The organism is Streptomyces sp. CA-251247 (assembly GCF_050952975.1).
GTDB lineage: Bacteria > Actinomycetota > Actinomycetes > Streptomycetales > Streptomycetaceae > Streptomyces > Streptomyces achmelvichensis.
In genome coordinates this window covers 7,141,577-7,155,411 of the sequence record NZ_CP191861.1, presented here as the reverse complement: position 1 = coordinate 7,155,411, position 13,835 = coordinate 7,141,577, and the positions used below count along the sequence as shown (strand labels likewise).

The 13,835-nt window shown below is 72.5% G+C and carries 14 protein-coding genes; 7 read left to right on the top strand and 7 right to left on the bottom strand.

All coding sequences use genetic code 11. The features are described from left to right. Positions 1-39 precede the first annotated feature (39 nt). Entirely contained in the window at positions 40-1,470 is a 1,431-nt protein-coding gene (locus tag ACQPWZ_RS31915) for a dihydrolipoyl dehydrogenase family protein (protein ID WP_433573099.1), read from the bottom strand. 151 nt (positions 1,471-1,621) lie between these two features. On the opposite strand from ACQPWZ_RS31915, the gene trxA reads away from it, so the two are divergent. Further along, positions 1,622-2,017 (top strand): thioredoxin, encoded by a 396-nt coding sequence (gene trxA, locus ACQPWZ_RS31910; protein WP_340476734.1) that lies wholly within the window; start codon positions 1,622-1,624, stop codon positions 2,015-2,017. Positions 2,018-2,196: 179 nt separating this feature from the next. On the opposite strand, the gene ACQPWZ_RS31905 is transcribed toward trxA, so the two are convergent. Both ACQPWZ_RS31905 and ACQPWZ_RS31900 read right to left on the bottom strand, forming a co-directional pair. Beyond that, positions 2,197-2,466, bottom strand: coding sequence for a hypothetical protein (locus ACQPWZ_RS31905; protein ID WP_340476733.1), 270 nt, complete (start codon positions 2,464-2,466; stop codon positions 2,197-2,199). 80 nt (positions 2,467-2,546) lie between these two features. Beyond that, complete coding sequence (locus ACQPWZ_RS31900) at positions 2,547-3,569, bottom strand: LacI family DNA-binding transcriptional regulator (RefSeq protein WP_340476732.1); 1,023 nt, start codon at positions 3,567-3,569, stop codon at positions 2,547-2,549. A gap of 713 nt (positions 3,570-4,282) precedes the next feature. On the opposite strand from ACQPWZ_RS31900, the gene ACQPWZ_RS31895 reads away from it, so the two are divergent. Then, positions 4,283-4,981: an alpha/beta fold hydrolase gene (locus tag ACQPWZ_RS31895; protein ID WP_433573098.1), complete on the top strand. Its 699-nt coding sequence runs from the start codon at positions 4,283-4,285 to the stop codon at positions 4,979-4,981. 151 nt (positions 4,982-5,132) lie between these two features. After that, positions 5,133-5,600, top strand: coding sequence for a type II toxin-antitoxin system PemK/MazF family toxin (locus ACQPWZ_RS31890; RefSeq protein WP_383243696.1), 468 nt, complete (start codon positions 5,133-5,135; stop codon positions 5,598-5,600). Here ACQPWZ_RS31890 and ACQPWZ_RS31885 read toward each other — a convergent pair. After that, positions 5,585-6,418: a TIGR02452 family protein gene (locus ACQPWZ_RS31885; RefSeq protein WP_433573097.1), complete on the bottom strand. Its 834-nt coding sequence runs from the start codon at positions 6,416-6,418 to the stop codon at positions 5,585-5,587. The genes ACQPWZ_RS31890 and ACQPWZ_RS31885 overlap by 16 nt on opposite strands. A 136-nt stretch (positions 6,419-6,554) precedes the next feature. Here ACQPWZ_RS31885 and egtA point away from each other — a divergent pair, with 136 nt between their 5' ends. The 4 genes from egtA to egtD are packed head-to-tail and all read left to right on the top strand — an operon-like array spanning position 6,555 to position 10,856. Further along, complete coding sequence (gene egtA / locus ACQPWZ_RS31880) at positions 6,555-7,829, top strand: ergothioneine biosynthesis glutamate--cysteine ligase EgtA (protein WP_433573096.1); 1,275 nt, start codon at positions 6,555-6,557, stop codon at positions 7,827-7,829. Next, complete coding sequence (egtB, locus tag ACQPWZ_RS31875) at positions 7,826-9,142, top strand: ergothioneine biosynthesis protein EgtB (RefSeq protein ID WP_433573095.1); 1,317 nt, start codon at positions 7,826-7,828, stop codon at positions 9,140-9,142. The genes egtA and egtB overlap by 4 nt, the downstream gene beginning before the upstream one ends. Continuing rightward, entirely contained in the window at positions 9,142-9,897 is a 756-nt protein-coding gene (egtC, locus tag ACQPWZ_RS31870) for an ergothioneine biosynthesis protein EgtC (protein ID WP_433573094.1), read from the top strand. Before egtB ends, egtC begins: the two co-directional genes overlap by 1 nt. Next, the gene (egtD, locus tag ACQPWZ_RS31865; protein ID WP_433573093.1) at positions 9,894-10,856 is read left to right on the top strand and encodes an L-histidine N(alpha)-methyltransferase; all 963 of its coding nucleotides are present in this window, start codon (positions 9,894-9,896) and stop codon (positions 10,854-10,856) included. The genes egtC and egtD overlap by 4 nt, the downstream gene beginning before the upstream one ends. Here egtD and ACQPWZ_RS31860 read toward each other — a convergent pair. The 3 genes from ACQPWZ_RS31860 to ACQPWZ_RS31850 form a co-directional block, all read right to left on the bottom strand. Further along, on the bottom strand, positions 10,751-11,620 hold the full coding sequence (locus ACQPWZ_RS31860) for a lysophospholipid acyltransferase family protein (protein ID WP_433573092.1): 870 nt from the start codon (positions 11,618-11,620) through the stop codon (positions 10,751-10,753). The two genes, egtD and ACQPWZ_RS31860, sit on opposite strands and share 106 nt — an antisense overlap. Continuing rightward, positions 11,617-12,450: a GNAT family N-acetyltransferase gene (locus tag ACQPWZ_RS31855; RefSeq protein ID WP_433573091.1), complete on the bottom strand. Its 834-nt coding sequence runs from the start codon at positions 12,448-12,450 to the stop codon at positions 11,617-11,619. Before ACQPWZ_RS31855 ends, ACQPWZ_RS31860 begins: the two co-directional genes overlap by 4 nt. Positions 12,451-12,584: 134 nt before the next feature. Continuing rightward, entirely contained in the window at positions 12,585-13,835 is a 1,251-nt protein-coding gene (locus ACQPWZ_RS31850) for an extracellular solute-binding protein (RefSeq protein WP_340476724.1), read from the bottom strand.

Here is a 13,835-nt window from a genome sequence, read left to right as displayed (position 1 = left end):
GACCGGAGGACGGACCGCGGTCGCGGAGCTCGGGCAGGGTCAGCCGCGATAGGTCTCCATCAGCCGCAGCCACACCTCGCTGATCGTGGGGTAGGCGGGCACCGCGTGCCACAGCCGGTCGAGCGGCACCTCCCCGACGACCACGACGGTCGCCGAGTGCAGCAGCTCCGTCACGCCGGGGCCCACGAACGTGACACCGAGAACGATCTCGCGGTCCAGGTCGACCACCATCCGGGCGCGGCCGCGGTATCCGTCGGCGAACAGGCCCGCGCCCGCGACATCGCCGATCTCGTAGTCGACGGCACGCACCCGGTGTCCGGCTGCCTCGGCCTCGGCGAGCGAGAGCCCGACGGCCGCGGCTTCGGGGTGGGTGAACACGACCTGCGGGGCGCCCGCCACGTCGGCGGTGGCGGCGTGCGCGCCCCAGCGGTCGGTCTCCAGCAGCGGCACCTGGCTCGCCCTGGCCGCGATGGCCGCCCCGGCGATGCGCGCCTGGTACTTGCCCTGATGGGTCAGGAGCGCGCGGTGGTTGACGTCACCGACGCCGTAGAGCCAGTCACTCCCCTCGACCCGGCAGGTGTCGTCGACCGTCAGCCACGAACCCGGCTCCAGGCCCACCGTCTCGAGGCCGATGTCCTCGGTCCGCGGTGCCCGTCCGGTCGCGAAGAGGATCTCGTCGGCCTCGATACGCTCCCCGCTGTCCAGCACCACCCTGACGGGGCCCGTACCCCCGGTGCGCTCGACCGACGCGACCTCCACGTCCGTGCGGATCTGCGCGCCGGCCTCCGTGAGGGCCTCCGCGATGTGCTCGCCCACAAAGGCTTCCATCTTGGGCAGCAGTCCGACGCTCCGGATCAGCATCGTCACCTGGGAACCCAGTGCCTGCCAGGCAGTGGCCATCTCCACCCCGACGACTCCCCCGCCGACGACGATCAGCCGTCCCGGCACGGTGTGGGAGCTGGTCGCCTCACGGCTGGTCCACGCCTTCGCGCCGGCCAGGCCGGGCACATCGGGCAGGACCGCGCGGCTGCCGGTGCACACGGCGACCGCGTACCGGGCGGTCAGGACATGGTGCTCGCCCTCGGGCCCGTCGACCACGACCTTCTTGGGGCCGTGGAGGCGGCCCTGGCCCCGGTAGAAGCGGGCGCCCGTCGATTCGAGCCAGCCGACCTGGCCGTCGTCCTTCCAATGTGCGGCCTTCTCGTCCCGGTGGGCCAGCACGGCATCGGTGTCCAGCGGCCCCTGCACCGCCTGGCGCAGACCCGGGACCTGGCGCGCCTCCGCCCGGGCGGTCACCGGGCGCAACAGCGCCTTGCTGGGCATGCACGCCCAGTACGAGCATTCGCCGCCGGCCAGTTCACTCTCCACCACCGCGGTGCTCAGGCCCGCGGCCCTGAGCCGGTCCACCACGTTCTCGCCGGTGGGGCCCGCGCCCAGCACGACGACGTCGAATTCCACAGCTTCCGTCATGAGGGCCAGTCTGGTGGTGGGTGTGCGTCCTGGCCACATGGGCAGAGGCAGGAATAGCAAGGCCCCGGGCACGGTTGTCCGGGGCAGCTGACGGACCGGGGTGTTCCTCCGGGACGACACACCAGCGAACATCAGGGAGAGGTAGTACGTCATGAGCACTGTTGAGCTCACCAAGGAGAACTTCGATCAGGTCGTGAGCGACAACGACTTCGTCCTGATCGACTTTTGGGCGGACTGGTGCGGCCCCTGCAAGCAGTTCGCTCCGGTGTACGAAGGTGCCGCCGAGCGTCACTCCGACCTGGTCTTCGCCAAGGTCGACACGGAGGCCCAGCAGGAACTGGCCGCCGCGTTCGAGATCCAGTCCATCCCGACGCTGATGATCGTCCGTGACAACGTCGCGGTCTTCGCCCAGCCCGGCGCTCTCCCCGAGGCCGCTCTGGAGGACGTCATCGGCCAGGCGCGGGCCCTCGACATGGACGAGGTCCGCCAGTCGATCAAGGCCGCCGAGGCCAAGGCGGCGGGCGCGGACGGCGCGGCCGAGGCCTGACGCGGCCCCTGCCCCGTACGAGGCGCAGCCTCATCTGTGGTCCCGGCCGGACGGCCGGGACCACAGTCGTGTCCTGGGGCGGCGGGCGGGCATTTCCTCGGCTGTGCGGCATCACCGCCGGCGCCGGGCCGCCCACAGCGCCGGCAGCGGTTCGAGCGGCGTCGTCGGGAATCGTGCCGTCAGAGGCTCTTCGGCTCGACGACGCGCGCCGAGAGGCCGTAGTCCAGCTCCGCGCCGTCGATCAGCAGCGCCTCGACGGTCCGCGTGGCGGGGTCGATGTCGGCCTCTACCCCCTGGCCCACGTACCGCGGATAGCCGGACTCTCCGTGGTCGCCCGTCGCCGCGACGATGGCCGACCGGATGGCGGCCCCGGCCAGGGAGGCATGATCGTCGCCCTCGATGTGCTCGGGCACCACCAGGATTTCGAAGCGCTGCGGATCGCTGGTCATGCACGTGACGCTAGCCACCCGCCGCCCCGCGCGCACGTCGTCCGCCGGTCTGCCGGGTACGCCGGAAGGACGGCGCCGGGTCAGCTGGATTCGCGGTGCACGGCCCTCGCGCCCATCAGGTCGTGGATCTCCGGCTCGTCGCCCGGCTCACGGACCATGCCGTCGACCAGTTCGGCCAGCCGGCGGCCGGTCACCATGTCGATGTGCACCGTGCTCAGTCGCGGACGCAAGAGCCTGCCCAGCAGCAGATCGTCCGCGCCGATGACGGCCGTCGCGCCCGGGACATCGATGTCTGCGTCCTGGAGGGCGCGCATCAGAAGCTGGGCGTGCTCGTCGTTGTACGCGTACACCGCGTCCAGCTCCAGCTCCCGCCAGCGGGCGGCGAGCGCGGCGGCCGACTCCTCGTCGTACGACAGGGGCAGCGGCTCGATGCGGGCGCCGGTGACCGAGGCCGCCCTGCGGGCGCCTTCGAGCCGCGGTTCGGAGAACAGCTCCAGGCCCGGCTGCTCGGGCATCACGACCCCGATGGCCCGTCGGCCGCGTGCGACGAGGTGCGACACCGCGCAGCTTCCGATCTCGCTCTGGTCCATGACGAGCGAGTGCGCGCCCTCGACCCGTCGCGGGCCGAGCGTTATGACGGCCTTGGCGCCGGAGCGTTTGAGTACGTCGACGCTGTGGCGGGTCAGAGCCACCTCGCCGAAGGAGACGACGGCAACCGGCCGCAGCTCCGCCCAGGCCCTGGCCGCCTCGTCGCCCTCGAGTCCCAGGCTGCCGTACTGAACGACCGTGTAGTCGAGTCGGCGCAGCGCCCACTGGAGTTCGTTGAAGAACTGGCTGTAGAGGGGCCCGACGGGGACGTGAGCGGTCGGCAGCAGCACCATGCGGGTGTGCCCGGCGCGCAGGCTGCGGGCGGCGGCGTGGGGGACGTATCCGAGTTCTTCGGCGGCCTCGCGGACACGTCGGCGGGTGGGCTCACTGATGCGCACGGCCGAGGTGTTGTTGAGCACGTAGGAGACGGTGGCCCGGGAAACTCCGGCCAGCCGGGCGACATCGGCGCTGGTGGGAACGGGGCGTTCTGCGGACTGCTTGGGTGTCTGGCTCATCGCCCTCGGCATCCTTCCAGAACGGTGCCGAACGCCGTCCGGTGGATGGCCGGAAACGAGCGCCAGAAAGGGTTTACACGCGTCAGTGACACGCGCCATCCTCGGTCGGCACCCCCGCTTCCTCACCTCGTCCGGAGGGCAGTGTGGCCGCTCGGTCTCCCGGCGCCGCCGGCTCGGCGGCCGGCATCGGCCGGACGTCTCCGCAAACCCCTCGAAACCGGACCGCCGAAATCCGCCGGGAGCCCGTGGCCGCGGCGGGCCGCTATGAGCACCGCGATGTAAGCGCTCTCGGGCGGCTTGTCGGCGGTCCGCCACGGCCTGCCCGCCGGGGAGATCGATCCGCCCCGGAACGTGGCCGAGTTCGGTCTGATCTTCGGCTCGAACTCCGGCGTCCTGACGCCCGGTTCACGGTCCCGGCCCGGCGGCGGGCGGCGGATGGCAGGCGGCGGATCGACTCAGGTCCGGCCCGGCGGCGGGCGGCGGCTCGGGTCCGGCCCGGCGGCGGGCGGCGGCTCGGTCCGGCCCGGCGGCCGGCGCCGCATCGGTGCACTGGCGCCGGATCGGGAAGCCGCCGTACCGCCGCGCTGTTCTCGACCACAGCGCTCCGCCCGAGCCGCACCACGCGACCCGCCGGATCCACCCGAACTGCCCGATCCGCTCGACCGGTTCGACCCGTCCGACTGCCCCCCGCACCGCACCGGAAAGGCATCACTGTGCAGCTCCACACCACGACCTGGGGGACGGGCGACCGTCTCGCGCTGCTCGTCCACGGCATCATGGCCGATCACCGCACCTGGCGGCGGGTCGGCCCCGCACTCGCCGCCCGCGGCTACCGCGTACTCGCCGTCGATCTGCGCGGTCACGGTGCGAGCGGCCGCGCCGACCGCTACACGCTCCAGGACCACGCCGACGATCTCGTGGAGACGCTGCCCGCCGGCGCGGAGGTGGCCCTGGGCCACTCGCTCGGCGGTCTGGCCCTGTCCAGGGCGGTACGACAGCTGGCACCGGAACGAGCCGTGTACGCGGATCCCGCCTGGCACCTGCCGGACGGCGAGGACGGCTACCGTCCCGACCTCTTCGCCCAGGCCAAGACGCTGACCCGGGAGCAGATCCGGGCCGCCGGGCCGCGCTGGGACGAGGTGGATGTCGGCATCGAGCTGGAGACCCTGCGGGTCTGGGAGGAGGGGACGGCCTACGGTCTGACCGGTCTCGTCGGCACGGATCTGCTGCCGGCCGAGCCTGTCGTACCGTCGCTCGTCGTCCTCGCGGACCCGAGTCTGCTCGTTCCCGCCGAGCGGGCGGAGCTGCTCGCCGCGCGGGGCTTCGAGGTGCGGACGGTCCCCGGGGCCGGCCACACCATCCACCGCGACGACTTCGACGGCTTCATGGCGGCGCTGGACGGCTGGGTCTGACGCGCTGCGCAGGCGGGTTCCCTGCGGCGGGCCGCCGCGGACCGCAGGTCCGCACGACTCCCGGCGACGGCGGCCGCCTGCGCCACCCGCTCGCACAGCTCCCCGCACCCGCCACGGACCCCCGCGTCGGCGAGGCCCTACCGTGGGGCGCGTGACGATCTTCCGCGGTTCCTTCGACTCCTCCGACGATCTCGCCCAGCCCGGCCGCAGCGGTCCGGGAGCGACGGCCGAGGCCGACCCCGCCGATGTGGGTCCGGTCCGCACGTCGTACGCGCCGGACCGCGACGGTGACCCCGACCCCGGCGAGATCGTGTGGACCTGGGTGCCGTTCGAGGAGAACGACGGGCGTGGCAAGGACCGCCCGGTGCTCGTCGTCGCCCGGGAACCCGGTGGCACGCTGCTCGCCGTACAGCTCTCCAGCAGGCGGCACGACCACGACCGCGAGTGGGTGCCGATCGGCGTCGGCCCGTGGGACAGCGCGGGCCGGGAGTCGTGGGTCGACCTGGACCGCGTGCTGCGCGTCCACGAGAGCGGTATGCGCCGCGAGGCGTGCGCGCTGGAGCGGCCGCGGTTCGATGCGGTCGTCGCGCGGCTGCGGGAGCGCTACGGCTGGAGCTGACCGGCGAAGACCCGGCGGAAGGCCTCCAGGGTCGACCCCTGCGGCGTACGGTCGAGGACCGCGAGGACGACGTGCTCGAAATGACCCGCGAAACGGCCGTCCTCGGTGAGCAGCGCGTGGAACGCGTCCGCCACCGTGCCCGGGTCGTTGCGGAAGACTCCGCAGCCCCAGGCGCCCAGCACGAGCCTGCGGTACCCGGCCGCGGCGGCCGTCTCCAGGACCCGTTCGGCGCGGGCCGCGAGGGCGGCCGGGATGCGGTGGGCCTGCTCGGGTGTGCGACGGGTGATGACCCCGGCGTTCGGTGCGGGCGAGGTGAGGAAACCGGCGGTGTACGGGGTGTCGAGCAGCCGTCCGCGGTCGTCGCGGAAGACCGGGACGCCGGGGGAATGAATGACCCGGTCGGAGTAGAACGGATCACGGTCCGCGCGGTGGTGGGCGTAGTACTCGGGGGCGCGCAGCAGCGTGCTGTAGAGGGCGGAGGCCCGGCACAGCGCCTCCTCCTGGGCCTGGGCGCCGTTCAGATAGCCGCCGCCGGGGTTGCGTGCCGAGGCGAAGTTCAGCACGGCGACCGGTGCGGTGTCCGCCGCGGTGAGGCGCTGGGCGGCCTGGGTGCTGCTCTCGCCGGTGACGTCGAAGACCGTCGTACGGCCGCTGTCCGGGGTGACGGGCACGCTCTCGGGCCCGTACATCCGGGTCCCTTCCAGGGCGGCGGCCAGCTCCGGTGCGATCACCACGCGGCGTCCGTCGGACGCGAAGTAGTGACCGATTTCAACGATCTCCTGGGTGTGCTTGGCGATCCCCCGCAGTCGTGCACTCATGCGCCACATCGTGGGTGAGCGGCGACAGGTGGGGCAATCGGATTTATGTGCGCCACACGGGCCCCAAGGGCACTCTTGTGCGAACCAGCGGCGCTGGCCTTAGGTTGGCAGAGTGCCTTCGACGGAGGAGCGGATCATGCACCCACCAGATCCCGGCGACTACGGCCGGCCGATGGACGAGGGAGAAGCAGAAGATCTCCTTCGATGTATCTGCTTCAAGAACGGCCCGCCCAGCACGGTCGGTGTGGAACTGGAATGGCTCGTACACGACCTGGACAGACCCCATAGCCCAGTCCCGGCCGACCGCCTGATGGCGGCATACGACCGGGTGCGCTCTCTGCACCTCGACTCGCTCCTGACCTTCGAACCAGGCGGCCAGCTGGAGCTCAGCTCGCTCCCCGCCGCCTCCCTGACGGAGTGCATCGACTCCGTCGCCGCCGATCTGGACGCCGTACGCGCGGTGCTCCGGCCGGCCGGCCTCACCCTCGCCGGATACGGACTGGACCCGTGGCAGACGCCGCGCCGGCTCCTCCACGAACCCCGGTACGAGGCCATGGAGGCCTTCCTCGACCGCACCGGCCCCGCCGGCCGCGCCATGATGTGCACCTCCGCCTCCGTCCAGGTGTGTCTGGACGCGGGCAACGAGGAGCCCGGACCGCTCGGCCACGGCAGACGCTGGCAGCTCGCGCACCTCCTCGGCGCGGTGCTGACCGCCGCGTTCGCCAACTCCCCCGCTCAGGCGGGCCACTACACCGGCTGGCGCTCCACGCGTCAGGCCGTGTGGGCCGAACTGGACTCCGTACGGCCGCTGTCACCGCCCCTGGACCGGGAGCCGCGGGCGGCCTGGACGGCGCACGCGCTGGACGCACCCGTGATGTGCGTACGGGCGCCCGAAGGACCCTGGGCACGGCCGGAGGGGCTCACCTTCCGCGACTGGCTGCGCTCCGGCGGTCCGCGCCCGCCGACCCGCGAGGATCTCGACTACCACCTGACCACGCTGTTCCCGCCCGTGCGGCCGCGTGGCCATCTCGAACTGCGCATGATCGACGCCCAGCCGGGCGAGGACGGCTGGATGGTGCCGCTGGCCGTCACCACGGCCCTGTTCGACGACGCCGAGGCGGCCGAGACCGTCTACCGCGCCGTCAAACCGCTGGCGGAGTACGCCGGTCCACAGCCCGCCCCGTGCAATCCGCTGTGGACGAGCGCGGCCCGGGACGGACTGACCGACCCCGAACTGCACGCGGCGGCCGTCACCTGCTTCGGCGTCGCCCTGGAGGCGCTTCCCCGCATCGGCGCTTCCACCGCGGTGCAGGAGGCGGTCGCCGCCTTCAACGAGCGCCATGTCCTGCGGGGCCGATGTCCCGCCGACGATCTGCGCATCCCGTCACTCGGGAAGGAACCGAGCTCATGACCGACGACCTCAGGCGACGCGCTCTCGACGCGCTGATCACCGCCCGGGACCGCACCGCCGGTCTCACCACCTGCGTGGACGAGAACGAACTGATCGCCCAGCACTCGCCGTTGATGTCCCCGCTGGTCTGGGACCTCGCGCACATCGGCAACCAGGAAGAACAGTGGCTGCTGCGGACCGTCGGCGGCCGTGAGGCTCTGCGGCCCGAGATCGACTCCGTCTACGACGCCTTCGAGCACCCCCGCGCGCTGCGGCCCACACTCCCCCTGCTCGCCCCGTCCGAGGCCCGCACCTACGCCTCCGACGTACGCGGCCGGGTCCTCGACATCCTCGAGCGCACCCCGCTGGAGGGCACCGACCCGCTGACCGACTCGGGCTTCGCCTTCGGCATGATCGCCCAGCACGAGCAGCAGCACGACGAGACCATGCTCATCACCCACCAGCTCCGCAGGGGCCCGGCGGCGCTCAGCGCGCCCGAGCCCCCGGCGGGCGGTATGCAGGGCCTGGCCGAGGAGATCCTGGTCCCCGGCGGCCCCTTCACCATGGGCACCTCGACGGAGCCGTGGGCGCTGGACAACGAGCGGCCCGCGCACCGGCGCGACGTGCCGGCCTTCCATCTCGACACCGCGCCGGTGACCTGCGGCGCCTACATCGCGTTCATCGAGGACGGCGGCTACGACGACCCGCGCTGGTGGGCCGCCGAGGGCTGGGACCAGATCCGCCGGCACGACATCGGCGCACCGCTGTTCTGGCGGCGGGAGGCCGGCCAGTGGCTGCGCCGCCGCTTCGGCGTGACGGAGCCGGTGCCCGCGGACGAGCCGGTGCTGCATGTGAGCTGGTACGAGGCCGACGCCTACGCCCGCTGGGCGGGGCGGCGGCTGCCGACCGAGGCCGAGTGGGAGAAGGCCGCCCGCCACGACCAGGAGGCGGACCGCTCGCGGCGCTTCCCCTGGGGCGACGCGGACCCTACGCCCGCACAGGCCAACCTGGGACAGCGCCATCTGCGTCCGGCCACCGCCGGAAGCTACCCGGAGGGCGAATCCCCGCTCGGCATACGCCAGTTGATCGGCGACGTGTGGGAGTGGACGTCGAGCGACTTCCTGCCCTACCCCGGCTTCGCCGCGTTCCCCTACCGCGAGTACTCCGAGGTGTTCTTCGGCAGCGCCCACAAGGTCCTGCGCGGCGGCTCGTTCGCCGTCGACAAGGTGGCCTGCCGCGGTACTTTCCGCAATTGGGACCTCCCGGTGCGGCGCCAGATCTTCTCCGGCTTCCGCACCGCACGGGACGCCGCCGGCCACGAGGATGTCTCCTGATGTGCCGTCATATCGCCTACCTCGGCCCGCAGCTGCCGCTCGGGCAGCTGCTGGCCGACCCGGCGCACGGACTGCTGCGGCAGTCGTGGGCGCCCCGCCGCCAGCGGTACGGGACGGTCAACGCCGACGGATTCGGCGTCGGCTGGTACGCCGAGGGCGATCCGGTGCCCGCGCGCTACCGGCGCACCGGACCCATCTGGGCGGACCTGTCGTTCACCGACATCGCCCGGGTCGTCCGCAGCGGGGCGGTGCTCGCCGCCGTCCGGGACGCCACGGAGGCCGGCGCGGACGGCGAGGCCGCCGCGGCTCCGTTCGCCTCCGGGCCCTGGCTGTTCAGCCACAACGGGGCCGTCAGGGGCTGGCCGCGCTCCATGGCGCCGCTCTCCCTCTCGCTGCCCGCCACCGATCTGCTCTCGCTGGAATCGCGCTGCGACTCGGCCCTGCTCTGGGCCCTGGTGCTGCGCAGGCTGCGCGACGGCGACGAACCCGGCCAGGCGATCGCCGAGACGATCTACGAGGCGGCCGGGGCCGCACCGGACTCACGGCTGAACTTCCTGCTCACCGACGGCGAGACGATCGCGGCGAGCGCCTGGGGCGACACCCTGTGGTACCTCGCCGAGCCCGGCCGCAGCACGGTCGTGGCCTCGGAGCCGTACGACGACGATCCGCACTGGCGAGAGGTGCCCGACCGGACACTGCTCGCCGCAACCCGCACCGATGTCCTGCTGACACCGCTCAAGGAGCCCACTTCGTGAGCCCGTTCCTCTTGACCCGCACCCTGCCCGAGGACGCCACCGACGCCGCACTGCGCGGCGACGTCCTGAACGGGCTCACCCGCACACCCAAGACACTGCCGCCGAAGTGGTTCTACGACGCCCGCGGAAGCGAGCTGTTCGAGGAGATCACCCGGCTGCCCGAGTACTACCCCACCCGCGCCGAGCGGGAGATCCTGATCGACCGCTCGGCGGAGATCGCCGCGGCGACGAAGGCCCGGACGCTGGTGGAGCTGGGCTCGGGCTCCTCGGAGAAGACCCGTCATCTGCTGGACGAGCTGAACGACCTGCACAGTTATGTGCCGGTCGACGTGAGCGAGAGCGCTCTGCGGGGTGCGGCCGAGGCGCTGCTGGAGGAGCGCCCCGGGCTCGATGTGCACGCCCTGATCGCCGACTTCACCCACGGGCTCGCGCTGCCCGGCACTCCGGGCCCGCGGCTGGTCGCGTTCCTCGGCGGCACGATCGGCAATCTGCTGCCGGCCGAGCGGGCGGCGTTCCTGAGCTCGGTGCGGTCGCTGCTCGACCCCGGGGACGCGCTGCTGCTGGGCACGGACCTCGTCAAGGACGAGGACGTGCTGGTACGCGCCTACGACGACGCCTCGGGGGTGACGGCCGCGTTCAACAAGAACGTCCTGAACGTCCTCGCCCGGGAGCTGGGCGCGGACGTCGACCCCGCCGACTTCGACCATGTGGCGCGATGGGACCCGCAGAAGGAGTGGATCGAGATGCGGCTGCGGGCGCGTCACGCCCTGAGCGTGAAGATCCCCGAGCTGGATCTCGTGGTCGCCTTCGAGGAGGGCGAGGAGATGCGCACCGAGGTGTCAGCGAAGTTCCGTCAGGAGGGTGTGCGGACGGAACTGGCGGCGGCGGGGATGGAGTTGACGAACTGGTGGACGGACAGGGAGGGCAGGTTCGCGCTGTCCCTGGCGACGGCCCGCTGAGCCGCGCGGGCCAGTGAGCGGCGGTCGGGGAAGCTCCCCGCCGGGATGGCCGGCAGCAGCCGGATCTCGGCGGTGAGTTCACCGGCCGCCACGACCCGCCACAGCGACGCGGGCAGCGAGTCCTCACCGACGAAGGCGGCCGCGCCGGTGGGCAGATAGGTGATGCGGACGGGCTGCACGCTCGCGCCGGCGTCGAGAGCGGCCTGGAAGACGGCGTGCCGGAACCGGCCCTGCTCACGCCCGCACCAGGTGGACCCTTCGGGGAACGCGATGACGCGGGCGCCCCCGTGGAGCGCGGAGGCCATCTCGGCCACGGTCGCGGGGAGCGTCCGCAGCCGGTCGCGCTCCAGGAAGAAGGTGCCGCCGCGGGCCGCGAGCGGTCCGAGGACGGGCCAGTGTCTGACCTCCGTCTTGGCCAGCATCCGCCCCGGCAGGGCGGCGGCTATCAGCGGTATGTCCAGCCAGGAGATGTGGTTGGCGACGACGAGGGAGCCCCGCGGGGCGTACGGCCGGCCGACGATGCGCAGACGCACTCCGAAGGCGCGCAGCACCGCCCGGGTCCAGCAGCGGGTCGCCAGGTGCCGGAACCGGGTGCCCAGCACCAGGGCGAGCAGCGCCACCAGCGGCCCGACGAGGATGCCGGCGAGCGCGGTCAGCAGCCCTGCCGTCAGCCGGGCGACCGCGGTGACCTTGCGGGCCACCGGGCCCTGGTGGATGGCGCAGCCGGCGGGGGTGCAGGGTGCGCCGGGGAGCCAGACGCTCATCGCCCGGGGGCGAGCGAGAGGAAGTGGTTCAGGTAGCGCGGGTTGGTCCGGCGCAGCGAGAGCAGCACGTACAGGTCGGCGACACCGAAGTCGGCGTCGTGGGCGGGCGCGCCGCACACCCAGGCGCCGAGGCGGAGGTAGCCGCGCAGCAGGGCGGGCAGTTCGGTGCGGCCGGTGGGGAGAGCGACGGTGTCGGCGTTCCAGAGCTTGTGGGGGGTGACCCAGTACTCCTCGGGGGCCAGGTTCTTGGCACGGACCGTGGACCAGGTGGCCGCCGCGAGGGTGCCGCCGTCCGCGAGCGGGATCGAGCAGCAGCCGGCCAGCCAGTTGTGTCCGGTGCGGGTCATGTAGCGGGCGAGCCCGGCCCAGATCAGGCCGATGACGGCGCCGTTGCGGTGCAGCGGGTGGACGCAGGAGCGGCCGACCTCGACCAGGTCGTCACGGATGGGGGCGAGCCGGGCCAGGTCGAACTCGGTCTCGGAGTAGAGCCGGCCGGCCGCCCGGGCCCGGTCGGGCGGCAGCAGCCGGTAGGTGCCGACGACCTCGCCGGTGTCCGCCTCGCGCACCAGCAGGTGGTCGCAGTAGGCGTCGAAGGCGTCGATGTCCAGGCCCGGCTCCGGTCCCTCCAGCAGTGCGCCCATCTCGCCGGCGAAGACCTGGTGGCGCAGCCGCTGGGCGGCGCGGACGTCCTCCTGGTTGCGGGCGAGCGAGACGATGTACCGGGGCTGCTCGGCCTCCGCGCCGGCCTCGGGGAGCCGGGTGGGGAGCGCCGTGGGAGCCGGGGCGGGGAGTGGGAGGGGGGCGGCGACGACGGCTGGCGATGCGGGCATGGCTGTCTCCTGTGCCGGACGGAGGGGGACGGACCGCCGGTGCGGCGGCCGGCTCCTTACTTCTTCCGTGGCCGGCTGGATTCGACATGACAGCCCGGCGGAGAGTGGATGTGCGACGGCTGAATGCCGGGGTGTCACCCGCGCGCGAGGACGTCCGTGATGCGCTCGGAGGCCTGCCGCGCCGCGCGTGCGGCGTTCTTCCCCTGGAGAACGGCGGTCATATAGGTCTTGATCGGGTTGTCGGCCTCGACCTCGGCCCACTGCGGCGAGTTGGGGGTCGCGCGGCCCCGCGCGGCTCCGGCGGCCATCGCGGCCGTGCCCTCCTCGTCCTTGAGCACGCCGGCGAGGCTCGTCTTGTTGGGGACGTAGTTCATGGTGCGGGCAAGATCGGTCTGCCAGCGTGTCCCGGCCAGCGCCTTGACGACCTCGATGGCCGCCCCCCGTTGGCGGGCCTTCTCCGGGACGATCAGGTCGGAGCCGCCGGTGAAGACGGACCCGGGTCTCTCGGCCGTCTTGCCGGGCACGGGGAAGTAGCCGAGCTTGCCCTTCAGGTCGGGGTTGGCCTTCTCGATGACGGTCGCGGCGCCGGGGACGGCGATGATCTGGGCGACATTGCCCTGGGCGAAGACCTCCGCCTGGGGCGGGGTCTGCTCGTCGGCGGCCTTGGGTCCGTCGCCGTGTGCCTGGAGTTCCTTGTAGAACGCCATGCCGCGCAGCGCGGCCGGGGTGTCGAGGGTGGCCTGCCAGTCGCCGCCGCGCTCGACGGCCAGGTCCCCGCCCTCGTCCCAGATGAAGCCGGACAGGGTGTACCAGTCCTGGCCGGAGAGGTAGATGCCCTGGACGCCGTTGTCGTCGAGTTGCTCCGAGGCGTCGAGCCACTGCGCCCGGGTCCTGGGGACCGCGGTGATCCCGGCGTCCGCGAAGAGGTCCTTGTTGTAGATGACGACGCGATTGGCCGCGTACCAGGGGATGCCGTACTGGGAGCCGTTGATGCTGCCGGGTTCGGCGAGTCCCGGCAGCCACTGCTCGTTGCCGAGGTCGCGTACGGACTCCAGCGTGAGGTCCAGCAGGGCGTCGCTCTCCGCGTACTGGGCGACCTGGGTGTTGCCGACCTCGATGATGTCGGGCCCCTTGCCACTCTCCAGCGCGGCCATGACCTTCTTACCGATGCCGGTCCACTCCTGGAAGGTGACGTCGAGCTCCACCGACGGGTTGTCCTTCTCGTACGAGGTCGTGAACCGCTTCAGGAAGTCGTCGGAGACGCTGTCCTGCATCAGCCAGATCCGCACGGTCCGTGTGTCCGATCCGGTGCCGGGGATCACCCCGCAGCCGGTGAGCGTGAGCGCGGAGACGAGCGCGACGGACAGGGCACGGAAGTTCTTCAC

Excerpts from the sequence above, each read along its gene's own strand:
- ACQPWZ_RS31855 (WP_433573091.1), bottom strand. The coding sequence starts at position 12,450 with ATGCCCGCATCGCCAGCCGTCGTCGCCGCCCCCCTCCCACTCCCCGCC.
- ACQPWZ_RS31900 (WP_340476732.1), bottom strand. The coding sequence starts at position 3,569 with ATGAGCCAGACACCCAAGCAGTCCGCAGAACGCCCCGTTCCCACCAGC.
- ACQPWZ_RS31915 (WP_433573099.1), bottom strand. The coding sequence starts at position 1,470 with ATGACGGAAGCTGTGGAATTCGACGTCGTCGTGCTGGGCGCGGGCCCC.
- ACQPWZ_RS31905 (WP_340476733.1), bottom strand. The coding sequence starts at position 2,466 with ATGACCAGCGATCCGCAGCGCTTCGAAATCCTGGTGGTGCCCGAGCAC.
- egtB (WP_433573095.1), top strand. The coding sequence starts at position 7,826 with ATGACCGACGACCTCAGGCGACGCGCTCTCGACGCGCTGATCACCGCC.
- egtA (WP_433573096.1), top strand. The coding sequence starts at position 6,555 with ATGCACCCACCAGATCCCGGCGACTACGGCCGGCCGATGGACGAGGGA.
- egtC (WP_433573094.1), top strand. The coding sequence starts at position 9,142 with ATGTGCCGTCATATCGCCTACCTCGGCCCGCAGCTGCCGCTCGGGCAG.
- trxA (WP_340476734.1), top strand. The coding sequence starts at position 1,622 with ATGAGCACTGTTGAGCTCACCAAGGAGAACTTCGATCAGGTCGTGAGC.
- ACQPWZ_RS31885 (WP_433573097.1), bottom strand. The coding sequence starts at position 6,418 with ATGAGTGCACGACTGCGGGGGATCGCCAAGCACACCCAGGAGATCGTT.
- ACQPWZ_RS31860 (WP_433573092.1), bottom strand. The coding sequence starts at position 11,620 with ATGAGCGTCTGGCTCCCCGGCGCACCCTGCACCCCCGCCGGCTGCGCC.